This window comes from Mycobacterium sp. NPDC050041 (genome assembly GCF_049541695.1).
Lineage (GTDB): Bacteria > Actinomycetota > Actinomycetes > Mycobacteriales > Mycobacteriaceae > Mycobacterium.
Genome location: NZ_JBMVDG010000002.1, coordinates 584,322 through 604,874 on the forward strand (window position 1 = coordinate 584,322; position 20,553 = coordinate 604,874).

At 70.1% G+C, this 20,553-nt stretch carries 24 protein-coding genes; 10 read left to right on the top strand and 14 right to left on the bottom strand.

The annotated features are described in order from the left end of the window. Positions 1–11 precede the first annotated feature (11 nt). Genes purL through ACPCHZ_RS08110 form a run of 3 tightly spaced genes read left to right on the top strand, consistent with a single transcriptional unit; the run spans position 12 to position 4,716 of the window. The gene (purL, locus tag ACPCHZ_RS08100) at positions 12–2,285 is read left to right on the top strand and encodes a phosphoribosylformylglycinamidine synthase subunit PurL (protein ID WP_423484681.1); all 2,274 of its coding nucleotides are present in this window, start codon (positions 12–14) and stop codon (positions 2,283–2,285) included. Further along, positions 2,282–4,045: an alpha/beta hydrolase gene (locus ACPCHZ_RS08105; RefSeq protein ID WP_423484267.1), complete on the top strand. Its 1,764-nt coding sequence runs from the start codon at positions 2,282–2,284 to the stop codon at positions 4,043–4,045. The genes purL and ACPCHZ_RS08105 overlap by 4 nt, the downstream gene beginning before the upstream one ends. Positions 4,046–4,068: 23 nt before the next feature. Continuing rightward, the gene (locus ACPCHZ_RS08110) at positions 4,069–4,716 is read left to right on the top strand and encodes a CPBP family intramembrane glutamic endopeptidase (protein ID WP_423484268.1); all 648 of its coding nucleotides are present in this window, start codon (positions 4,069–4,071) and stop codon (positions 4,714–4,716) included. Here ACPCHZ_RS08110 and ACPCHZ_RS08115 read toward each other — a convergent pair. Continuing rightward, entirely contained in the window at positions 4,649–5,071 is a 423-nt protein-coding gene (locus ACPCHZ_RS08115; RefSeq protein WP_423484269.1) for a PPOX class F420-dependent oxidoreductase, read from the bottom strand. The genes ACPCHZ_RS08110 and ACPCHZ_RS08115 overlap by 68 nt on opposite strands. 48 nt (positions 5,072–5,119) lie before the next feature. Further along, a complete protein-coding gene (locus tag ACPCHZ_RS08120) occupies positions 5,120–6,325 on the bottom strand; it encodes an MCE family protein (RefSeq protein ID WP_423484270.1) in 1,206 nt (401 codons plus the stop codon). Between the two features lie 16 nt (positions 6,326–6,341). Between ACPCHZ_RS08120 and ACPCHZ_RS08125 the strand changes: the two genes are divergently transcribed. After that, on the top strand, positions 6,342–6,734 hold the full coding sequence (locus ACPCHZ_RS08125; RefSeq protein ID WP_364975598.1) for a sterol carrier family protein: 393 nt from the start codon (positions 6,342–6,344) through the stop codon (positions 6,732–6,734). 131 nt (positions 6,735–6,865) lie between these two features. Continuing rightward, complete coding sequence (purF, locus tag ACPCHZ_RS08130; RefSeq protein WP_423484271.1) at positions 6,866–8,443, top strand: amidophosphoribosyltransferase; 1,578 nt, start codon at positions 6,866–6,868, stop codon at positions 8,441–8,443. A gap of 3 nt (positions 8,444–8,446) precedes the next feature. Here purF and ACPCHZ_RS08135 read toward each other — a convergent pair whose 3' ends face one another. Together ACPCHZ_RS08135 and ACPCHZ_RS08140 are read right to left on the bottom strand one after the other, a co-directional pair. Continuing rightward, positions 8,447–9,427 (bottom strand): NAD(P)H-binding protein, encoded by a 981-nt coding sequence (locus tag ACPCHZ_RS08135; RefSeq protein ID WP_423484272.1) that lies wholly within the window; start codon positions 9,425–9,427, stop codon positions 8,447–8,449. A 75-nt stretch (positions 9,428–9,502) separates the two neighbouring features. Then, a complete protein-coding gene (locus ACPCHZ_RS08140) occupies positions 9,503–9,949 on the bottom strand; it encodes a cupin (RefSeq protein ID WP_423484273.1) in 447 nt (148 codons plus the stop codon). Positions 9,950–10,056: 107 nt separating this feature from the next. On the opposite strand from ACPCHZ_RS08140, the gene purM reads away from it, so the two are divergent. After that, entirely contained in the window at positions 10,057–11,130 is a 1,074-nt protein-coding gene (purM, locus tag ACPCHZ_RS08145; protein WP_364975590.1) for a phosphoribosylformylglycinamidine cyclo-ligase, read from the top strand. Between the two features lie 10 nt (positions 11,131–11,140). On the opposite strand, the gene ACPCHZ_RS08150 is transcribed toward purM, so the two are convergent. Both ACPCHZ_RS08150 and ACPCHZ_RS08155 read right to left on the bottom strand, forming a co-directional pair. Continuing rightward, positions 11,141–11,329 carry a DUF3073 domain-containing protein gene (locus tag ACPCHZ_RS08150; protein WP_423484274.1) on the bottom strand — a complete coding sequence of 63 codons (189 nt, stop codon included), beginning with the start codon at positions 11,327–11,329 and terminating at the stop codon, positions 11,141–11,143. A gap of 135 nt (positions 11,330–11,464) precedes the next feature. Then, complete coding sequence (locus ACPCHZ_RS08155; protein ID WP_423484275.1) at positions 11,465–12,550, bottom strand: YgfZ/GcvT domain-containing protein; 1,086 nt, start codon at positions 12,548–12,550, stop codon at positions 11,465–11,467. Positions 12,551–12,584: 34 nt separating this feature from the next. Here ACPCHZ_RS08155 and ACPCHZ_RS08160 point away from each other — a divergent pair, with 34 nt between their 5' ends. From ACPCHZ_RS08160 to ACPCHZ_RS08175, 4 genes are all read left to right on the top strand, one after another. Further along, complete coding sequence (locus ACPCHZ_RS08160; protein ID WP_423484276.1) at positions 12,585–13,460, top strand: aminodeoxychorismate lyase; 876 nt, start codon at positions 12,585–12,587, stop codon at positions 13,458–13,460. Between the two features lie 303 nt (positions 13,461–13,763). Further along, positions 13,764–14,618: an ABC transporter substrate-binding protein gene (locus ACPCHZ_RS08165; RefSeq protein WP_423484277.1), complete on the top strand. Its 855-nt coding sequence runs from the start codon at positions 13,764–13,766 to the stop codon at positions 14,616–14,618. Next, complete coding sequence (locus ACPCHZ_RS08170; protein WP_423484278.1) at positions 14,615–15,457, top strand: amino acid ABC transporter permease; 843 nt, start codon at positions 14,615–14,617, stop codon at positions 15,455–15,457. The genes ACPCHZ_RS08165 and ACPCHZ_RS08170 overlap by 4 nt, the downstream gene beginning before the upstream one ends. Beyond that, positions 15,454–16,203, top strand: coding sequence for an amino acid ABC transporter ATP-binding protein (locus ACPCHZ_RS08175; protein WP_423484279.1), 750 nt, complete (start codon positions 15,454–15,456; stop codon positions 16,201–16,203). Before ACPCHZ_RS08170 ends, ACPCHZ_RS08175 begins: the two co-directional genes overlap by 4 nt. A 21-nt stretch (positions 16,204–16,224) precedes the next feature. On the opposite strand, the gene ACPCHZ_RS08180 is transcribed toward ACPCHZ_RS08175, so the two are convergent. The 8 genes from ACPCHZ_RS08180 to lmeA form a co-directional block, all read right to left on the bottom strand. Then, positions 16,225–16,491 carry a hypothetical protein gene (locus ACPCHZ_RS08180; protein ID WP_364975573.1) on the bottom strand — a complete coding sequence of 89 codons (267 nt, stop codon included), beginning with the start codon at positions 16,489–16,491 and terminating at the stop codon, positions 16,225–16,227. Further along, positions 16,488–17,159 carry an FABP family protein gene (locus tag ACPCHZ_RS08185; RefSeq protein ID WP_364975570.1) on the bottom strand — a complete coding sequence of 224 codons (672 nt, stop codon included), beginning with the start codon at positions 17,157–17,159 and terminating at the stop codon, positions 16,488–16,490. Before ACPCHZ_RS08185 ends, ACPCHZ_RS08180 begins: the two co-directional genes overlap by 4 nt. Before the next feature lie 224 nt (positions 17,160–17,383). Beyond that, a complete protein-coding gene (locus ACPCHZ_RS08190; protein ID WP_264013941.1) occupies positions 17,384–17,686 on the bottom strand; it encodes a DUF1416 domain-containing protein in 303 nt (100 codons plus the stop codon). A gap of 5 nt (positions 17,687–17,691) precedes the next feature. Further along, positions 17,692–18,525 (bottom strand): sulfurtransferase, encoded by an 834-nt coding sequence (locus ACPCHZ_RS08195; protein ID WP_423484280.1) that lies wholly within the window; start codon positions 18,523–18,525, stop codon positions 17,692–17,694. A 33-nt stretch (positions 18,526–18,558) separates the two neighbouring features. Next, positions 18,559–19,014, bottom strand: coding sequence for a DUF4395 domain-containing protein (locus tag ACPCHZ_RS08200; protein ID WP_423484281.1), 456 nt, complete (start codon positions 19,012–19,014; stop codon positions 18,559–18,561). An 86-nt stretch (positions 19,015–19,100) separates the two neighbouring features. Then, the gene (locus ACPCHZ_RS08205) at positions 19,101–19,193 is read right to left on the bottom strand and encodes an Ms5788A family Cys-rich leader peptide (protein ID WP_364975562.1); all 93 of its coding nucleotides are present in this window, start codon (positions 19,191–19,193) and stop codon (positions 19,101–19,103) included. A 29-nt stretch (positions 19,194–19,222) separates the two neighbouring features. Beyond that, positions 19,223–19,645 (bottom strand): thioredoxin family protein, encoded by a 423-nt coding sequence (locus ACPCHZ_RS08210; RefSeq protein ID WP_423484282.1) that lies wholly within the window; start codon positions 19,643–19,645, stop codon positions 19,223–19,225. Then, positions 19,642–20,439: a mannan chain length control protein LmeA gene (gene lmeA, locus ACPCHZ_RS08215; RefSeq protein ID WP_423484283.1), complete on the bottom strand. Its 798-nt coding sequence runs from the start codon at positions 20,437–20,439 to the stop codon at positions 19,642–19,644. Before lmeA ends, ACPCHZ_RS08210 begins: the two co-directional genes overlap by 4 nt. Positions 20,440–20,553: the final 114 nt, after the last annotated feature.

Below are 20,553 nucleotides of genomic sequence, written 5' to 3' on the forward strand. Positions count from 1 at the left end.
TCGGACCCACACTGGACACCGTCGAGCGGGCGGCAGCCAGCCCCGACCAACCCCAGCCCCACCGCGAGCTGGGCCTCAAGGACGACGAGTACCAGCGGATCCGCGAGATCCTCGGCCGCAGGCCCACCGACGCCGAGCTGGCGATGTACTCGGTGATGTGGAGCGAGCACTGCTCCTACAAGTCCTCGAAGGTGCATCTGCGCTACTTCGGCGAGACCACCACCGACGAGATGCGCGCCGGCATGCTCGCAGGCATCGGCGAGAACGCCGGGGTCGTCGACATCGGTGACGGCTGGGCGGTCACTTTCAAGGTCGAGTCCCACAACCATCCCTCGTACGTGGAGCCCTACCAGGGCGCGGCCACCGGCGTCGGCGGCATCGTGCGCGACATCATGGCGATGGGCGCCCGCCCGGTCGCGGTGATGGACCAGCTGCGTTTCGGGGCGGCCGACGCCCCCGACACCCGCCGGGTGCTCGACGGTGTGGTGCGCGGCATCGGTGGCTACGGCAATTCGCTCGGCCTGCCCAACATCGGCGGCGAAACGGTCTTCGACTCGTCCTACGCGGGCAATCCGTTGGTCAACGCGCTGTGCGTCGGCGCGATGCGCACCGAGGATCTGCATCTGGCGTTCGCGTCCGGCACCGGCAACAAGATCATCCTGTTCGGCGCGCGCACCGGTCTGGACGGCATCGGCGGGGTGTCGGTGCTGGCCTCGGAGACCTTCGGCGGCGACGAGGGATCGGGCCCGGGACGCAAGAAGCTGCCCAGCGTCCAGGTCGGTGACCCTTTCATGGAGAAGGTGCTCATCGAGTGCTGCCTCGAGCTGTACGCCGCCGGCCTGGTGGTCGGCATCCAGGACCTCGGCGGCGCCGGATTGTCCTGCGCCACTTCTGAACTGGCTTCAGCCGGCGACGGTGGCATGCGTATCGAGCTGGACCGCGTGCCGCTGCGGGCGAAGAACATGACGCCGGCGGAGGTGCTGTCCAGCGAGTCGCAGGAACGCATGTGCGCGGTGGTCACCCCCGACAACGTCGACGCGTTCCTGGCGGTGTGCCGCAAGTGGGAGGTGCTGGCCACCGTGATCGGGGAGGTCAGCGACGGTGACCGGCTGGAGATCACCTGGCACGGGGAGACCGTCGTCGACGTCCCGCCGCGCACCGTGGCGCACGAGGGCCCGGTGTACCAGCGACCGCTGGCCCGCCCCGACACCCAGGACGCGCTGATCGCCGACACCACCGCCGGACTGCCCCGTCCGCAGACCGGTGACGATCTGCGCGCCACCCTGCTGGCGATGGTGGGCAGCCCGCACCTGTGCAGCCGCGCGTACATCACCGAGCAGTACGACCGCTATGTGCGCGGCAACACCGTGCTCGCCGAACACGCCGACGGCGGTGTGCTGCGCATCGACGAGGCCACCGGCCGCGGCATCGCGGTCTCCACCGACGCCTCCGGCCGCTACACCGCGCTCGACCCCTATGCGGGAGCGCAACTGGCCCTCGCCGAGGCCTACCGCAACGTCGCCGTCACCGGTGCGACCCCGGTCGCCGTGACCAACTGCCTCAACTTCGGCTCGCCGGAGGACCCCGGGGTGATGTGGCAGTTCTCCGAAGCGGTCCGCGGGCTCGCCGACGGGTGTGCGGCACTGGGCATTCCGGTCACCGGCGGCAACGTCAGCTTCTACAACCAGACCGGCAGCACCCCGATCCTGCCCACTCCGGTGGTGGGCGTGCTCGGCGTGATCGACGACGTGAAGCGCCGCATCCCCACCGGCGTCGGCACCGAACCGGGTGAGACGCTGATCCTGCTGGGCGACACCCGCGACGAATTCGACGGCTCCATCTGGGCGCAGGTCACCGCGGGGCACCTCGGTGGCACGCCGCCGCGGGTCGACCTCGACCGGGAGAAGCTGCTCGCCGAGGTGCTGACCGCCGCGTCGCGCGACGGCCTGGTCTCCGCGGCGCACGACCTGTCCGAGGGCGGGTTGATCCAGGCCGTGGTCGAGGCGGCGCTGGCCGGCGAAACCGGTTGCCGCGTCATCCTTCCCGACGGTGCCGACCCCTTCGTCACGCTGTTCTCCGAGTCGGCGGGCAGGGTGCTGGTCGCCGTGCCGCGCACCGAGGAGAGCCGGTTCCGGTCGATGTGCGAGGCCCGCGGCCTGCCCGCCACCCGCATCGGCGTGGTCGACGACGGCAGCGATGCCGTCGAGGTGCAGGACCAGTTCAGTGTGACCCTGGCGGATCTGCGCAGCACGTCGGAGGGCGTGCTGCCCGGATTGTTCGGGTGAGTGCACCGACCCACGACCGCACCGGCGAGCGATTCGCCGAGGCGCAACAGCGCCGTTCGCGCCACCCACTGCTGATCTGGGCCTGGAGCCTGGTCCGCCTCGACTTCGTCGGCATGGCCTTCGGCGCACTGTTCTTCTGCCTGTCGCTGACACCGTCGCTGTTGCCGAGGGACTGGCTGTTCCAGGGTCTGATCGGCGGCATCAACGGCGCCATCGGCTACGGGATCGGTGTGTTCACCGCGACGATGCTGCACCGCTTCGTTCTTCGCCATTCCCGGCGCTGGCCGCCACCGAAGCGCGCGCTGTACCGGGCCAAAGGTCTGACGGTGGTGCTGGCGATCGTCGCGAGTGTGGCGATGCTGGTGCCCGCCGCCGCGTGGCAGCGGCAGGTGTCGGCGGTGACCGGCGTGGAGGGCCCCACGACGCTGGGGCATTCCCGCACGCTGATCATCGCCGTGCTGGTCGGCGCCGCGTGTGTGGCGGTCACCCGGGTGCTGCTCGACGCGGTGAAAGTGCTTGCCCGCGCGCTGATCAGGCGCTGGCACCTGCACCAGGAGGTGGCGTTGTTCATCGGCACCGCGATCGTGGTGGTGCTGGTGATCACGCTGGTCAACGGCGTGCTGCTGCGCGGCTTCCTGGCCGGCGCGAACCGGGTGTTCCAGCCGCAGAACACCACCACCCGCGACGGCATCGTGGCGCCGACGCAACCGCAACGCTCGGGCAGCCCGGAGTCCTTCGCGTCGTGGGACTCCCTGGGCTTTCAGGGCCGCAACTTCGTCGCCTCCGGGCCGGACGCCGACGAGCTCGAAGCCGTCAACGCGCGTCCTGCCCTGGAGCCGATCAGGGTGTACGCCGGGCTGCAGTCCGCCGACACCGACGAGCAGCGAGTCGCGTTGCTGCTCAGCGAACTCGAGCGCACCGGCGCGTTCGACCGGCAGGTGCTGGTGATCGTCCCGACCACCGGCACCGGGTGGATCAACCCGGTGGCCGCGCGGTCGCTGGAACTGATGTACAACGGCGACACGGCGATGGTCGGGATGCAGTACTCCTACCTGCCGAGCTGGATCTCGTTCCTGGGTGACCGGCAGAAGTCGATGGACACCGGCCGGTTGATGATCGACGCGATCCACGAGCGCTGGGAGCGGCGCCCCGCAGACCGGCGACCCGAACTGGTGCTCTACGGCGAGAGTCTCGGATCGATGGGTGGGCAGGGCGCGTTCGCGTGGCTGCCCGACATCGCCAGGATGGGATTCTCCTCGGTGCTCTGGGTGGGCCCGCCCAACGCCAGCCCGCTGTGGCGGGCCATCATCGAGCGGCGCGATCCCGGCACTCCGGAGGTCGCCCCGCGCTACGACAACGGCCGCACCGTCCGCTTCTCGGAGGCGACCGGTCCGCAGGAGATCGCTGCGGACACCGCCGCGCCGTGGGAGGGCACCCGCGTGCTGTTCCTGCAGCACCCGTCGGATCCGATCGTGTGGTGGTCGCCGGATCTGCTGTTCTCCCGGCCCGACTGGCTGAGGGAGGCGCCCGGTCGTGACCGCACCGCGTCGATGCGCTGGTACCCGATCGTCACCTTCTGGCAGGTCGGCGCCGACATGACGAACGCCGCCGGGGTGCCGGGCGGGCACGGCCACAACTACGGCGACTCGGTGCTCGACGGTTGGGCGGCCGTCGCGCCGCCCGACGGCTGGACCGCCGAGGACACCGCGCGCATCCGGCTGGCCCTGGAGAAGTCCGCCGCCGATGGGCCCGAATACTAGTGTCGCCGGCCGGTTTTCGGGCGGTGGCGCTCGCCGTCATCCTCGTTGCGCTCAAGGGCCTGGTGAGCCCGCGGCTGCCTGCGCGCTGGCACCCGCTCGTGCAGGCCGCCTTCGGCACCGCACTGGTCCGGCTCACCCGCGCGCCGCTGGGATTGCGCCCGCCCGAGCTACGGAGCGGACTGCGGCACGGACTGGCCGTGGTCGCCGTCGTGGCGGCGGTGGTCGGGGCGGCGGCCGCGCTGCCCGTCGTGCGCGCGGCGATGGCCGACCAGAAGGTGCCGGACCGCCCGGTGCGCTGGCTGCTGCTGCGGATCCCACTCGGGACGGTGTGGGCCGAGGAGACGGCGTTCCGCGCCGCGCTCGCAACGCTGGCCGCCGAAGGGTTCGGGCCGGACGGCGGGCGGCTGCTGCAGTCCGCGGCGTTCGGGCTGTCGCACATCGCCGACGCGCGGGCAGCCGGTCAGCCGGTACCGGCCGTGGTCGTGGCGACCGGACTGGCCGGCTGGGGGTTCGCCCTGCTCGCCGAACGCTCGGGCAGTCTCGCCGCGCCGATGCTGGCGCACCTCGCGGTCAACGAGGCGGGCGCCGTCGCCGCGCTGGCGGTCAGACGTCGCGGATGTCGGCGACGAGATCGTGCGGTGCGGTCTCGGTGTCGTCGATGCCGAAGCTGATGATGCGGCGGGGATGCACGCGGATGATCGCGGGGTCGAGTTCGTCGCCGGAACCGCCGTGTGACGGCGCGGTGTGCGCCTGCTCGGCGGTGCCGCGGATCTCCAGGCAGCGGACCCGCCACGGGTCGCGCGAGTAGATGTCGTCCACGACGAACGCCACGCGGGCGTTGTGCGCAATGTTGCGGAACTTCTGGCTGCGCGACATCCGGTAGCCGGCGATGTCGATGGTGCCGAGTTCGTCGTTGTAGGTGAAACCGACAGGACTGTTCTGCGGGGTGCCGTCGGGCTGGACGGTGGCGAGCCGACCCAGGTCGGCGTCACGCAGGAAGGCGATCTCGTGTGGCTTGAACGTCATGGCCGCCAACGTAGAACCTCAAGGAAACTTGATGTCAACAACCGGGGGTCAGGGGTTGATGGTGAGCTCGCCGAACTGGCGGCCCCACACGTAGTCGATCGCGAACGGCTTGCCGATCTCCATGTGGTTGTACGGGGCGATGCTGTATCCGGTGTCCATCACCAGGTAGGGCATCGGCCAGAGCTCGCGGGTGATCTTCTGCCAGCACCCGGGCCTGCCACCGGGACCGCCGCGGGCGTTCACCCGGGGCAGGTTGTCGGGGTAGATGTACGGGTTGCCCGCTCCCGTGGGCGCACCTGCCGACCGCAGCGAGAACCCGTTGTCGCCGCCGAGGGTGCGCTGGATCTCCGGAGCGACGTCGTGATAGTTGCGGATCGTGCAGAAGATCATGCCGCGGTAGTCGTCGAGCAGCTTGGCCGTCGGCCCCAGATCCTCGGCCACCCGCACGAAGTACGGACCGGCCCGCTCGAAGGCTTCGCCGCCGGTGTTCGCGAACCCGATCGAGGCGAGCAGGGCGGCGTCCACGTCGGCACGCCGGTCGTTCAGCGCGCGGGCGGTCAGCACGGCGTCGTCGAGGCCGTCCCAGAGGTCGTGCGAGGCGTCGGCGTAGACGTCGGCGAGGTCGGCCAGGTTCGTGATGTCCTCGCGCAGCTGCGGCATCCGCGGGTTGAGGTTCTCGAGGATGGCGTTGCCGTCGGTCAGCGAGTTGCCGAACCGGTCGCCGAGCCCGGTCAGCGCCTGCGCCGTAGTGCTCAGCGTCTGATTCAGTTTGATCGGGTCGACCTGTTCGGCCAGTGCGGTGACCGTCTCGAACACCGTGTTGAACTCGGTGGTCACCGACGAGGCCACCACCACGTCGCCGTCCGAAAGGCGTTGCGCGGCAGGATCATTCGGTGAGCTGAAGGCGATGTACTTGTTGCCGAACACTGTGCTCGCGTTGATGTCGGTCACCACGTTCGCCGGGATGAGACCCAGGTAGCGGGGATCGACGTCCAGCGACAGCCGGGCCTGCTGAGAGTCGTCGGTGGCGACGGTGCCGATACCGGTGACCCTGCCGATCTCGACCCCGTTGAACGTCACCTTCGACCCCGGATCGACCACCAGCCCCGCGCGTGAGGACACCACCGTCAGCTCGGCCCTCGGTGTGAACGCGCCTCGGAACTGCAGGGAGAACAGCACGCCGACGACGACCATCAGTGCGATCAACACCGCACCCGCCGTTTTGTACGGCGGGTGGTGGTGAAGATCAATCACTTTGCGACCCTAAGATATGGCCACCCGTCGTAGTCCCGATCCGGCAAAGACCCGCGCCGCCGTCGTGGCGGTCGCCGACTGGCTGCGTGACGCCACCCGCGCGGAACCGTCGCGCACCGACGTCGCCGAGGCGGTGCGCCTCACCGCCCGCACCCTCGCCGCGTCGGCGCCCGGCGCCAGCGTCGAAGTCCGCGTCCCGCCCTTCGTTGCGGTGCAGTGCATCTCCGGCCCGCGCCATACCCGGGGCAACCCGCCCAACGTCGTCGAGACCGACGGGCGCACCTGGCTGCGGCTGGCGACGGGGCTGACGACCGTCGACGCCGCGGCGGCCGCACACGACATCACCCTGTCCGGATCGCGGGCCGGCGAGATCGCGCAGTGGCTCCCCGTGGTGGCGCTGGAGAGTTAGTTTCGCCACACCAGCCACGGCCTTCCGCGGACGGTGTCCCGGGAATGACCTGCACTCGCGACGGCGTTGTGCCACTGAGATCCACCGGCGACACTGCCGCCGCGATTCCTCGAACACCCGCGATTGACCGTATGCTCGGTCATGTCACCCAACGCCCCCACGGAGCAGCCCCTAACGTGACCGGCCAGACAGACCTCGAGCCCGAAGAGGGCCCCAAGGAAGAGTGCGGCGTTTTCGGTGTCTGGGCACCGGGCGAGGACGTCGCGAAACTCACCTACTACGGTCTCTACGCCCTGCAGCACCGCGGCCAGGAAGCCGCGGGCATCGCCGTCGCGGACGGTTCGCAGGTGCTGGTGTTCAAGGACCTCGGCCTGGTCAGTCAGGTCTTCGACGAGCAGACGCTGGCCGCGATGGACGGCCACGTCGCAATCGGCCACTGCCGCTACTCGACCACCGGGTCGACCACGTGGGAGAACGCCCAGCCGGTGTTCCGCAACACCGCCGCGGGCACCGGGGTCGCGCTCGGCCACAACGGCAACCTGGTCAACACCACCGAACTCGCCGCGCGCGCCCGCGACGCCGGGCTGATCAACCCCCGCACACCCGGCGCGGCCACCACGGACTCCGACATCCTCGGCGCCCTGCTCGCCCACGGCGCGGCCGACAGCACGCTCGAACAGGCCGCGCTCGCGCTGCTGCCCACCGTCCGCGGCGCGTTCTGCGTGACATTCATGGACGAGAACACCCTCTATGCGGCACGCGACCCCTACGGCGTACGCCCGCTGTCGCTGGGCCGCCTGGACCGCGGGTGGGTGGTGGCCTCCGAGACCGCCGCGCTCGACATCGTCGGCGCGTCGTTCGTTCGCGACATCGAGCCGGGCGAACTGCTGGCCATCGACGCCGACGGGGTGCGCTCCACCCGGTTCGCCAACCCGACGCCCAAGGGCTGCGTCTTCGAGTACGTCTACCTCGCCCGGCCGGACAGCGTCATCGGCGGCCGGTCCGTGCACGGCACCCGCGTCGAGATCGGCCGCAGGCTGGCCGCCGAGAAGCCCGTCGACGCCGACCTGGTGATCGGGGTCCCCGAATCGGGGACACCCGCCGCCGTCGGGTACGCGCAGGGCTCCGGGATCCCCTACGGCCAGGGCCTGATGAAGAACGCCTACGTGGGCCGCACCTTCATCCAGCCGTCGCAGACGATTCGGCAGCTGGGTATCCGGCTCAAGCTCAACCCGCTCAAGGAAGTGATCCGCGGCAAGCGGCTGATCGTCGTCGACGACTCGATCGTGCGGGGCAACACGCAGCGCGCGCTGATCCGGATGCTGCGCGAGGCGGGTGCGCTCGAGGTGCACGTGCGGATCGCCTCACCGCCGGTGAAGTGGCCTTGCTTCTACGGCATCGACTTCGCCACCCCCGCCGAGCTCATCGCGAACGCCGTCGAGGACGAGGACGAGACACTCGAAGCCGTCCGCCGGGCGATCGGCGCCGACAGCCTCGGCTACATCTCCCAGCACGCCATGATCGCGGCGACCGAACAGCCCGCGTCGCGGCTGTGCTCGGCGTGCTTCGACGGCAAGTACCCGATCGAGCTGCCGGGTGAGACCGCACTGGGCAAGAACGTCATCGAACACATGCTGGCCACGGCCGCACGCAACGGGCTGCCGCTGTCGATCGAGAACGACAACGCCTCAGCCGTGCGTCGCCCCTGAAAGTTATTGCGGTGCAGTCGGACTGAACTTCACCAGGTGGCGCCGCCCGCCGGTCGACGCGGTGCCATCCTGCTGCAGCGCCTCGGTCACCGATTCGCGGTAGGACATCGAACCGCCCGGTGGCGGCGGGATGACCGCGTCGATGTCGTGCTCCGCCATCACCGCGTCGTGCGCCAGCGACTCGACCAGGGGCCGGGCCAGACCAGACGGAATCGGGGTCACCAGACCCACCCACCAACTCGCGATGGACGGCGTCAGGAATGGCATCACGACGATGAATCTCTTCCGGAGACCCGCGACGTTCGCATAGACCTGCATCGCGTCGCCGTACTCCAGGACATCGGGTCCGCCGACGTCCCAGGTCCGTGACTCCGGGATGTCGGCGGTGGCGGACTCGGTCAGGTAGTACAGAACGTCGTCGATCGAGATCGGCTGGATCTTGTTGTGCACCCACTTCGGGGTGGTCATGGCAGGAAGGCGGTCGGTGAGGTGGCGGATCATCTCGAACGACGCGGAACCCGAGCCGATGACGATGCCCGCCTGCAGCACCACGGTCTCGATGCCGGAGGCGATGAGGATGTCCCCGACCTCGGTACGTGATGCCAGGTGACGGGACAACGCCACATCCTTGGGATGCAGGCCACTCAGGTAGACGATCCGCGTGACACCGGCCTTCTTCGCCGCGGCCACCACGTTGGACGCCGAGCGCTTCTCATCGGCGACGAAATCCTTCGACGTGCCCATCGAGTGCACGAGGTAGTAGACGACGTCCATGCCCTCGAACGCGGCCACCAGGGAGTCGGGCTCGGTGAGATCGCCGCGCACCACCTCGACGCGATCGCGCCACGCGGCGTCGTCCAGCTTCTCCGGCGTACGGGCCATGGCGCGGACCTGACGGCCCTCGTCGAGCAGTCGGGGCACCAGGCGGCTACCGATGTAACCGGTGGCGCCGGTCACCAGGCAGCGGATCTGTTCAGCGGGCACCCGCGGTCTCCATCTCTCGTTCAGCCGTCTCCAGGTATTCGAAGCCGGTACGCCGCCGGATGACCGTTTCAGGGGTCAGGCAAACCCGCAACCCGGATCCGGTGCGTCCTGTGACAGCGGCACCCCGGCCGGATTGACGTACAGGATCTCCAGCACCAGGGGCGTCGGCCCGACGTTGCGGCCGATGTGGACGTAACCCGGACCGCCCTTCTCGGCGATCTCCTGACCGGCGACGTAGAGGCCGTCCATCGTGCAGTCGGCCCGGTTGTGCATCAGGATGCCCTCCTTCACCGTGCCGAAGAGCTGCCCGGGATGGGAGTGCCAGCCGGTGCTGCCGCCTGGCGCGATGGTGATCCGGCGGAAGATGTAGTCGGTGCCGGTGGGGGCGGCGCCGTCGGTCATCTCCCAGGTCACGACGCCATCGGTGTCCCGTGGCGGGGTGGCCGCGGCCGGCGCCGCGAGTGCCGTGGCGGCGAGCACCGACACCGCCGCGGCCACCGCCGACCGGTGAAAGTTGTCCATGCCGGGTCACGGTGTCACACCGCGGGCCGCACGGCGGGGAAACGCGCAGGCAGCGATGACTCGAGGCGCGTACCGTGCCGCGGCCGGTACCGGTAGCCTTTCCTTCGATGACCGATCGCGCCGAACAACACGGCATCTCCTATGCGTCGGCCGGGGTGGACATCGAAGCCGGTGACCGCGCCGTCGAACTGTTCAAGCCCCTCGCCGCGAAGGCCACCAGGCCCGAGGTCCGCGGCGGCCTCGGCGGCTTCGCCGGGCTGTTCGCCCTGCGTGGCGGCTACCGAGAGCCGGTGCTGGCCTCGTCGACCGACGGTGTGGGCACCAAGCTCGCCGTCGCCCAGGCCATGGACAAACACGACACCGTGGGGCTGGACCTGGTCGCCATGGTCGTCGACGACCTGGTGGTCTGCGGCGCAGAGCCGCTGTTCCTGCAGGACTACATCGCCGTCGGCCGCACGGTGCCCGAACGGGTCAGCGAATTGGTCTCCGGTATCGCCAACGGCTGCGTGATCGCCGGTTGCGCACTGCTGGGCGGCGAGACCGCCGAGCATCCGGGCCTGATGGCGCCCGACCACTACGACATCTCCGCCACCGGCGTCGGCATCGTCGAGGCCGACGACGTGCTGGGCCCGGACCGGGTGAAACCCGGCGACGTGATCATCGCCCTCGGCTCGTCGGGGCTGCACTCCAACGGCTACTCGCTGGCCCGCAAGGTGCTGCTGGAGATCGACCGGATGAACCTGGCCGGTCACGTCGAGGAGTTCGGCCGCACACTCGGCGAAGAACTCCTCGAACCCACCCGCATCTACGCCAAGGACTGCCTCGCGCTGGCGGCCGAGAGCCAGGTCCGCACGTTCTGCCACATCACCGGTGGCGGGCTGGCGGGCAACCTGGAACGCGTCGTGCCCAACGGGCTGTCAGCCGAACTCGACCGCGGCACCTGGACGCCGGCCCCGGTGTTCCAGATGATCGCGCAGCGCGGCCGCGTCGACCGCGCCGAGATGGAGCAGACGTTCAACATGGGAATCGGCATGGTGGCCGTCGTCGCGCCGGAGGACACCGACCGTGCGCTGGCCATTCTGACTGCCCGTCATCTCGACTGCTGGACGCTCGGCACCGTCAAGAAGGCCGGTAAGGACGAACCGCGGGCACACCTGGTCGGTCAGCACCCGCGGTTCTGAAACAAGGGGACTAGCGGCGCCAGTCGTCGTCGTCGAGGTAGTTTCCAGCGTCCTCGGGTTCGTACCCGTCGCTGTTTCCAGGAGAGCTCGACCCGCCGCCCAGCTCCTGCTGGAGCCGCTCGAAATCGGTTTGCGGTGAGCTGTACTTGAGCTCACGTGCAACCTTGGTCTGCTTTGCCTTCGCCCGGCCGCGGCCCATGGGGGGACCCCCTCGCGCAATAACGGAGCGGCCCAGCGAGCAGGCGGCTCCGATCTGAGTGTGTTTATTGTCCTGCGGTCACTTTACCGTGCCCGGCTGCGGTCTGCTGGTAGGCCCTGCCTTGGGTGACCACCCTCACCGCGCGCCGCCGCGAAGGCGCTCGACGGCGAGCCGGCCCGCCCCCGTCGCGTCGGCCGCCGGCACGGAGGCCGGATCGATCACCGCGGCGACCTCGGCCGCGCCGCCGGTGGCGAGTGCGGTGTCGACCGGCAGGCCCCGCTTCAGCAGCGCCAGCGCGATCGGGCCCTCGTCGACGTGGTCGACCACCGTGCCGAGACGGCCGACGGCCCGTCCGCCTGCCAGCACCGGATCGCCCGTCGCCGGCCGGTCGCTCGATCCGTCCAGCTGCAGCAGCACCAGCATCCGGGGCGGTTTACCCAGGTTGTGCACCCGGGCGACGGTTTCCTGACCGCGGTAGCAGCCCTTGTCCAGGTGGACGGCGCCGACGCCGGGACCGCCGATCCAGCCCACCTCGTGGGGGATGGTGCGCTCGTCGGTGTCCAGGCCGAGCCGGGGCCGCCCGGCCGCCACGCGGTGCGCCTCGTAGGCCCACACGCCGGCCGGGCGCACACCCGCCGCGGTCAGCCGGGCCCGCCATTCGGCGGCCCGTTCGCGCGGCACGACGACGTCGATCTCGAGACCGTCGGCCACCAGCCGGCGCAGGAATCCGCCGCCGTCGAGGGCCACCGCCGTTGATTCCGCCGGTAGCGAATCGACGCCGAGCGCGTCGAGCACCGGCGTGTCGCCCAGTGCGGGACCGAGCAGCGACAGCACCGCCAGATCGGCGGGCTCGACCTGCACGTCGGCCCAGAACACCATCTTGCGCAGGTAGGCCAGCAGCGGCTCGCTCCGCCAGGGCTCGGTGTCGAGGTAGGTGGTGCCGTCGAGTTCGGTCTGCAGCCAGTGATCTTCGACGCGCCCCTGGCCGTCGAGGCTGAGGTTCTCGGTGACCGTGCCGTCGGGCAGCTCGCTGACGTGCTGGGTGGAGATGTTGTGCAGCCAGCTGCGGCGCTCGGCGCCGGTCAGTGCGAGCGTGCCGCGGTGGGAGCGGTCCACCAGGACGGCGTCGTGCGCGGCGGCACGCTGCTCGCCGAACGGATCACCGTGATGCCAGACTGCGCCGGCATCGGGACTGCCCTCGGGCACGGGAACTGCGGACATACCGTCAACTGTACGAGCGCTAGGCTAACCGGCCATGGGCAGCCAACCCGCGGTCGTGGTGACCCTCGACGGCACGCTGCACGACCCGCATGCGCCGCTGCTGCACGCCGACGATCTCGCCGCCGTGCGCGGCGACGGCATCTTCGAGACGCTGCTGATCCGCGACGGCGCGCCGTGCCTGCTCGAGGCGCACCTGGCGCGGCTGACCCAGTCGGCCAAGATGACCGACCTGCCCGCACCCGATCTCGACCGCTGGCGCGCCGCGGTGGCCGCGGCCACCGCGGCGTGGACGGCGGACCACGAGGGCGAAGGCGTGCTGCGCCTGGTGTACAGCCGCGGGCGGGAGAGCGGTTCGGAGCCGACGGCGTACGCCACCGTCGGCGCGCTGGCCGCCCGGGTGGCCGTGGCGCGCCGCGACGGTGTGGCCGCCATGCTGCTCGACCGCGGGCTGTCGGCCGGCGCGGCGGACATGCCGTGGCTGCTGGCCGGTGCCAAGACCCTGTCCTACGCGGTGAACATGGCCGCGCTGCGGCACGCCGAACGCCACGGCGCGGGCGACGTCATCTTCGTCAGCTCCGACGGCTACGTGCTCGAGGGGCCGCGCTCGACGGTGGTGATCGCCGCGGGCGAGCCGGACGACCCGGTGCTGCTGACGCCGCCGCCCTGGTATCCGATCCTGCGGGGCACCACGGCGAAGGCACTGTTCGAAGTCGCCCGCAACAAGGGCTTCGACTGCGACTACCGCGCGCTGCGGCCCGCGGATCTGGCTGCGGCGCACGGCGTCTGGCTGATCTCCAGCATCACGCTCGCCGCCCGGGTGCACACCCTCGACGGCAGGCCGCTGCCGCCGTCGCCGTTGGCCGCCGAGCTGTCCGGGCTGGTCGACGCCGCGATCGTCTGTGATCGCTGAGCGCGAAACGAAAATTGCTTGTCGGGCCGCCGGGCCGTCGGTATGGTCGCTCGTACACAGGAAGGGAGGTGGTCCGACATTTTGAATGACTCATGGACATGTGAGGTGGCTGCGAGCTAGCAGCACCAAGGGGGACCGCCGTTCGGCGAAACTACTTGCGCGCGCTGGCGAATTCCCCGCAGTCACCCGGCCCCCGAGCCCCTCGGTCCGTCCAGCTGTGGATCCTTGGCTCGGGGGTCGCTCCATGTCCGCATCACGGGTGCCGGTTGGCGCCGCCCCACCGAGTACGCGAAGATCGCGGCCATGCGCACACTCCCGATCTTGGTGGCCGGGCCCGCACTGATCGCGTTGGCCGTGCTGAGCGCCTGCGCCCCCGCCGACGAATCCGCACCGTCTGCTCCTTCGGCGCAGAGCTGCCAGAAGGAGGCGCTGCCGACCCTGACCGACGGGGTGCTGACCTTCGCCACCGACCAACCGGCCTACCAGCCGTGGTTCATCAACGACGACCCGGCGAACGGCCAGGGCTTCGAATCGGCGGTCGCCTACGCCGTCGCCGAGAAGCTGGGCTACGCCAAGGAGGACGTGCGCTGGGAGCGGGTGCCGTTCAACTCCGCGATCGCCCCCGGACCCAAGAACTTCGACGCCAACCTCTCCGAGTTCTCCATCACCGACGAACGCAGGCAGGCCGTCGACTTCTCCTCGCCGTACCTCGACGTCACCCAAGCATTCATCACGCTGCCGTCGTCGCCCGCGGCGTCGGTGACCACCCTCGACGGGCTGCGTGACGTGCGGGTGGGCGCGCAGGTGGGCACCACCAGCTTCGAAGCCGCGCAGAAGGTCAGCGGCGGTGCGGAGGTCTCGGTGTACAACAACAACGAGGATGCCAAGGCCGCGCTGGTCAGCGGACAGATCGACGCGCTGGCGCTGGACCTGCCGACCGCCTTCGCGGTGCAGATGGAACTGCCCGAGTCGAAGATCGTCGGTCAGCTGCCGTCCGAGCCCGGTAAGGCCGAACAGTTCGGCATCGTGCTGGACAAGGGCAGCGCTCTGACCTCGTGTGTGTCACAGGCGGTCGACCAGCTGGGCGACGACGGGGTGCTGTTCCGGTTGCAGAAGGAGTGGCTGGCCGGGCCGGGAGCGGCGCCGTTCCTCTCGTGACACCACCCGTCGTCTCCGCGCCACTGCTCGACCGGCAGGCGTTCCGCCGCAGCAGGGCCCGCCGCTCCACGCTGGTGGCGCTGCTGTCGACCGTGGTGTTCGCCGCGGTGCTGTTGCTGGTCGTCACCAACGCACCGGGCTGGCCGCGGGTCCGTGAATCGTTCTTCGATCTGCGCATCGGCTGGGACAGCCTGCCCGCGGTGTTGTCGGGGCTCTGGCTGAACCTGCGGGTGCTCGCGGTGGCGACCGTGCTGGTACTAGTCGTCGGCCTCGCACTGGCGCTGGTGCGGGCCTCGCGGGGGCCGGTGTGGTTCCCGGTGCGCGCCATGGCGACCGGGTACGTCGACGTGTTCCGCGGACTGCCCCTGCTGATCTGCCTCTACCTGGTCGGATTCGGCCTGCCCGGGCTGCGGCTGAACGGGGTGCCGAACGACCCCGTGCTGCTCGGCGGCTTGGCTCTGGTCCTGGTGTACTCGGCCTACGTCGCCGAGGTGTTCCGCGCCGGCATCGAATCGGTGCACCCGTCGCAACTGGCGGCCGCGAAGTCACTGGGGCTCGACTACCGCCGCACCATGCGCCTGGTGGTGCTGCCGCAGGCGGTCCGGCGCGTCACCCCCGCCCTGCTGAACGACTTCGTCGCGCTGCAGAAGGACTGCGGGCTGATCTCCGTGCTCGGCGCGGTGGACGCGGTGCGCGCCGCGCAGATCGAGTCCGCCTCGACCTACAACTTCACCCCGTACGTGGTGGCCGGGCTGCTGTTCGTGGCGCTGGCCGTGCCGTCGGCGCGGCTCGCCGACTGGGTGGCCCGCCGCGCCGCGACCCGTCAGGGGGCGGTGTGAGCGCCGCCGCGGCGACGGTGCTGTCGATCCGCGGCCTGCGCAAGAGCTACGACGGACGAACCGTACTGAACGGGATCGACCTCGACGTCTGCGAGCACCAGGTGGTGGTGCTCATCGGGCCGTCCGGCTCGGGCAAGTCCACGCTGCTGCGGTGTGTGGACCTGCTCGAGGAGATCGACGACGGGCAGATCCTGCTCGACGGCCGCGACATCAGCGACCCCCGGGTCGACGCCGACGCCGCCCGGCGGGCGATCGGCATGGTGTTCCAGTCCTACAACCTGTTCCCGCACATGACCGCGCTGGCCAACGTGACGCTCACCCCGCGGGTGGTGCACGGCGCCGAGCGGCGGGAGGCCGACCGTCGCGGACGTGAGCTGCTCGACCGGATCGGGTTGTCGGACAAGGCCGATTGCTATCCCGACACGCTGTCGGGCGGTCAGCAGCAGCGGGTCGCCATCGCGCGCGCCCTGGCGTATGAGCCGCGGCTGCTCCTGCTCGACGAGATCACCAGCGCGCTGGACCCCGAACTGGTCGGCGACGTGCTCGACCTCGTCGGTGAACTCGCGGCGGCGGGCCGCACCATCCTGATGGCCACCCACGAGATGGGCTTCGCCCGCCAGGTCGCCGACACGGTGTGCTTCGTCGACGGCGGGGTCGTCGTCGAATCCGGGCCTGCCGAACAACTGCTCACCGACCCGACCCATGAGCGCACCCGGGAGTTCCTCGCCCGGGTGCGTCGCGGGTGACGGGTCAGCGCTGCAGGCTGTTTAGCCGGCGGGGCCGGGTGCCAACGTGGAGCAGCTGTCCATGGCGGTCTTCCACTTCGCGGCGTCCACCCCGGGCGGTGGCCCGGCGACGGGCCCGGGCGGCGCGGGAACGCCATGTGCGCCAAGGCATTCGGCGAAGGTGCCGTGGCCGCTGGGCGTCTCGGAGGTCGACGGATCCGGGGGAGGCGCACTCTCCGAGGAGCACCCGGCGAGTAGGGCGACTGCGGTGAGTCCGGTACCGAGACAGATTCCGAGGCGGCGCGTCATCCGACGAATCTAGACAACCGGGCAGACAAGTTCGGCACCAACCCGCCGTCGGCGTCCACCCGTTCCTCGACATACGCCAGGTCGCCGCCGTCGACGATGCCGTAGAGCCGCTTGGCGCCGCCGACGAGCACGCCGGACTTGCTGCGCGCCAACGCGTCGGTGGCCAGTTCCCACGACGACTGGTTGCGGGGGCGGCCGTAGAAGAGTTCGACGTAGCCGGCGGAGTTCGCCAGCAGGAGTTCGATCGCCTGCGACTCCGACGGGTCGGCCGGGTCGGGGACGAACCGCCAGAAGCCGGTCTCGCGCAGTGCGGGCCGGTCGTACTCACCGGTCTCGGTGAGGCGCCACGAGCGCGCTTCCCAGTTGAGGTAGTCGCCGCCGTCGTGGCTGACCACGATCTGCTGCCCGAAGCGGTAGTCGCCGCCCGCGCCGCGGCCCTCGCCCTCGCCGCGCCAGACGCCCACCAGCGGCAGCAGGGCGAGCAGCGCCTCGTTGAGGTCCACACCCTCGCGGAGATTCGCGGTGTCGGTCGGCAGCGGCAGGTCGTCGAACACCGGGATGTTGCGCGGCGCCGTCTCTCTCGCGCGCTGCGCGGCCGCAGCCACCGCCCTGTCGCCCGAGCCGAAAATCGAACCGGTGAGGTCCTCGGGGCCGTCGGGGGAGCTCACGACTCGTCGGTGATGAGGCGATACACCGCGTACAGCGCGAACCAGGTGATCACCACGGTGCAGGCGACCAGGAGGAGTTCGAAGAACAGCACCACGATGCGAGTCTAACCGTCTGACGCCCACGGCATGAAGCCGCGGGTCGGCGCGAGCGTGCGTGATTGCTCACTATCGTCGGCGTGTCGCCGTGCAGACACGCGCACTCGCGCCAACGAGTCAGGAGGCGGTCAGGCGACCTTGACGTCGACCTCGTGGATGCCGGCGCCCGACGGGGCGACGCTGGCGTCGCCGTTGCCTGCGGGCGACAGCGCGCGCAGCGTCCAGGTGCCGGGTGCGGCGAAGAACCGGAAGTCACCGGTGGCCGATGCGACGACCTCGGCGGTGAACTCGTCGGAGCCGTCCAGCAGCCGCACGAAGGCCCCGCCGACCGCCTGCCCGGATCCGTCGACCACGCGGCCGGTGATCACGGTCTCCTTCTCGAGGTCGACACTGGCGGGCAACGTCAGCCCTTGCTTCGGTGCAGAGCACATATCAATCAACTTCCCAACTCGATCGGGGCTCCCACGAGGGAACCGTATTCCGTCCAACTGCCGTCGTAGTTCTTGACGTTCTGGTGGCCCAGCAGCTCGCGCAGCACGAACCAGGTGTGCGAGGAACGCTCGCCGATGCGGCAATAGGCGATGGTCTCCTTGCTGCCGTCGAGCCCGGCCTCGGCGTACAGCTTCGCCAGGTCGTCGTCGGACTTGAACGTGCCGTCCTCGTTGGCCGCCTTGCTCCACGGAACGTTGATGGCACCGGGGATGTGCCCCGGCCGCTGGCTCTGCTCCTGCGGCAGGTGCGCAGGCGCGAGGATCTTGCCGGAGAACTCGTCGGGGGAGCGCACGTCCACCAGGTTCTTGCTGTCGATGGCCTCGATCACCTCGTCGCGGAAGGCACGGATGCTGGTGTCCGGCGCCTGGGCGGTGTACGTGGTGGCAGAGCGGTTGACCGGCTCGGTCGACAGCGCGCGACCGTCGAGCTCCCACTTCTTGCGGCCGCCGTCGAGCAGCTTGACGTCCTGGTGGCCGTACAGCTTGAAGTACCAGTACGCATAGGCGGCGAACCAGTTGTTGTTGCCGCCGTAGAGGACCACGGTGTCGTCGTTGCCGATGCCGCGGTCGGACAGCAGCTTGGAGAACTGCGCGGCGTCGACGAAGTCGCGGCGCACCGGATCCTGCAGGTCGGTCTTCCAGTCGAGCTTGACGGCGCCCTGGATGTGACCGCCGTCGTACGCCGAGGTGTCTTCGTCTACCTCGACGAAGACGACGTTCGGCGCCTCGAGATTGCTCTCGGCCCAGTCTGCGGTGACCAGGACGTCGGAGCGTGCCATGGATGAGATCCCTTCGGTTGCTTGTGAATTCGATCAGGAATGAGCGGGACTGCGGCGGAGGCGGATGGCGAGCGGGTAGAGCCGGCAGCCCAGGCAGATGCCGAAGGCTGCGTTGAGGAACGCCGCGAACAGCGCGAACGCCGTCGCGGTGAGACCCAGCGGGGACAGCCCCAGGGCGAAGCCGGCCACGCCGACGACGGCGAACACCAGGCCGACGACCTGGGCGAACTTGAGCGGCGGCACCGGTTCGGTCTCGGTGGCCGGACCGAGGCGCGGCGCGATGACCCGGCTGAACAGCGCGCCGTACGGATGGCCGCGCGGTCCGCGCACCGCTCCGATCGCGAACACCGCGGCCTGCACGGCGAGAACGACGGCGGCGGCGGCCTCATCGACCGCGGCCGTCAACAACGTCGCCACGAGCACGGCCGTGGTGACCCATGCGACGAACCGGGGTCCGCGCACGTCCACGTGGTCCGGCGTGATGGTCATGAATCTGCTCCTGTTGCACGGTTGGGCTGGTCACGGGCATGCCACGAAGGCCTGCTCCGAGCGGACGCGTGACGACGCGAGGGCGCTCAGCAGCTACAACAACAACAGCAACAACCCGCGACGCGGCACAGATCAACTGCGCGGCGCTTGGTGAGCACAAGCTCGATGCGGGCGAACACGTCGGTCAGCTTACCCAATGACAGGGTGATCAGGCCAACAGCGGCTCGACCGCAGAACGCAGGTCAGCGGCCCTCGGCACGCCGGTCGTGCGGTACCGCGGCCTGCCGTCGGCGTCGAAGATCAGTGTGGTGGGCAGCGACAGCACCGAAAGCCGCCGGGCCGCCGCCGGATTGGCGTCCATGTCGATCTCCACGTGCGCGACCGCGGGTAGTTCGGCGCACACCTGGTTGACCACCTTGCGCACCGCGGCGCACGGGCCGCACCACACCGCGCTGAAGTGCACGATGGTCGGACCTGTGCCCGACAACCCGAGATCGGAGGTGTCGACGTCGGCCGCGGCCTCGGCCCCCTTCAGCATTCCGGCGCGCATGGACATCAGCCGGCCGACGACGAAGGCGACGCCGAAGACGGCGATCAGCACGGTGATGACCACCGCCCACTGTGTGCTCATGACTGTGTGAACCCCCCCAGCGCGATCGTTACTCCCTCCGCGATGCCCTCGATGATGATGTCCGAACCGCGGGCGCCCTCGCTGGTGGGCGCGATGCCGAAGGGCAGCTCCTGGCCCGGCATCGTGGTGCTGAACGCGGCCAGGACCGCGGCCACCTTGTCCTCGGGCACCTCCTGGTCGGCGGTACCGGGGCCGGTGAGCACTCCGGTGGCCGTGAGCACCAGCGTGCTCTGGTCGCCTGCCGGCCGGGACAGGTCGACCGCCACGCTGACCCGCTCGGTCACGTCCGCGGACTTCGGGGTGCCGGTGAACACCAGTCCGCGGTTGCTCGAGATACCCGACTCGGTGGTGCCGCCGGTGGAGTCGTTGGTCTCCCGCGACGGCGCTTCCACCAGCAGGTCGGGGATCCCCATGAAGCGCCCGACGTGGGTGGAGTCGATGATGATGCGGCTCTCCACCTTGCCGACCGGAAGCGGCGCCTGCGGCCTCACCAGCCACGACGCCTGGCCGAGGCCGATGTCGTGCAGGGTGGTCTCCAGGGAGACCTTGCCGACCACCGGGTGATCAACGCCACTGGCCCGGATCTCGACCTCGTCGTAGTGCCGGTCCATCGCCTGGGTGGCGAACGGGAAGCCCAGAATCGCCACCGACGGGTCCCACTCCAGGTCCGCGGCGCTGCGCACGGCCCTGGCCAGTCGGTATTCGGCGTAGATCGCGGCGCCGAAGTCGGCGCCGACCGCGGTGACGACCAGGACGGTCAGCGTCGCCCCCAGTCCGATCAGCAGCCTGCGCACCTGGACATTCTGGCCTACCTCGACCGGCGCGGTCCGCTCGACGCGGCTGATCCGCAGGTGGCGCGGTATCGTTACGTGACCAACAGCCGGTAACGGCGACATGTCAGGCATGAA

Excerpts from the sequence above, each read along its gene's own strand:
- ACPCHZ_RS08180 (WP_364975573.1), bottom strand. The coding sequence starts at position 16,491 with ATGACGCGCCGCCTCGGAATCTGTCTCGGTACCGGACTCACCGCAGTC.
- ACPCHZ_RS08195 (WP_423484280.1), bottom strand. The coding sequence starts at position 18,525 with ATGGCACGCTCCGACGTCCTGGTCACCGCAGACTGGGCCGAGAGCAAT.
- ACPCHZ_RS08190 (WP_264013941.1), bottom strand. The coding sequence starts at position 17,686 with ATGTGCTCTGCACCGAAGCAAGGGCTGACGTTGCCCGCCAGTGTCGAC.
- purM (WP_364975590.1), top strand. The coding sequence starts at position 10,057 with ATGACCGATCGCGCCGAACAACACGGCATCTCCTATGCGTCGGCCGGG.
- ACPCHZ_RS08115 (WP_423484269.1), bottom strand. The coding sequence starts at position 5,071 with ATGACGTTCAAGCCACACGAGATCGCCTTCCTGCGTGACGCCGACCTG.
- purF (WP_423484271.1), top strand. The coding sequence starts at position 6,866 with ATGCTCGGTCATGTCACCCAACGCCCCCACGGAGCAGCCCCTAACGTG.
- ACPCHZ_RS08155 (WP_423484275.1), bottom strand. The coding sequence starts at position 12,550 with ATGTCCGCAGTTCCCGTGCCCGAGGGCAGTCCCGATGCCGGCGCAGTC.
- ACPCHZ_RS08160 (WP_423484276.1), top strand. The coding sequence starts at position 12,585 with ATGGGCAGCCAACCCGCGGTCGTGGTGACCCTCGACGGCACGCTGCAC.
- ACPCHZ_RS08125 (WP_364975598.1), top strand. The coding sequence starts at position 6,342 with ATGGCCACCCGTCGTAGTCCCGATCCGGCAAAGACCCGCGCCGCCGTC.
- ACPCHZ_RS08165 (WP_423484277.1), top strand. The coding sequence starts at position 13,764 with ATGCGCACACTCCCGATCTTGGTGGCCGGGCCCGCACTGATCGCGTTG.
- ACPCHZ_RS08150 (WP_423484274.1), bottom strand. The coding sequence starts at position 11,329 with ATGGGCCGCGGCCGGGCGAAGGCAAAGCAGACCAAGGTTGCACGTGAG.
- ACPCHZ_RS08210 (WP_423484282.1), bottom strand. The coding sequence starts at position 19,645 with ATGAGCACACAGTGGGCGGTGGTCATCACCGTGCTGATCGCCGTCTTC.
- ACPCHZ_RS08200 (WP_423484281.1), bottom strand. The coding sequence starts at position 19,014 with ATGACCATCACGCCGGACCACGTGGACGTGCGCGGACCCCGGTTCGTC.
- ACPCHZ_RS08140 (WP_423484273.1), bottom strand. The coding sequence starts at position 9,949 with ATGGACAACTTTCACCGGTCGGCGGTGGCCGCGGCGGTGTCGGTGCTC.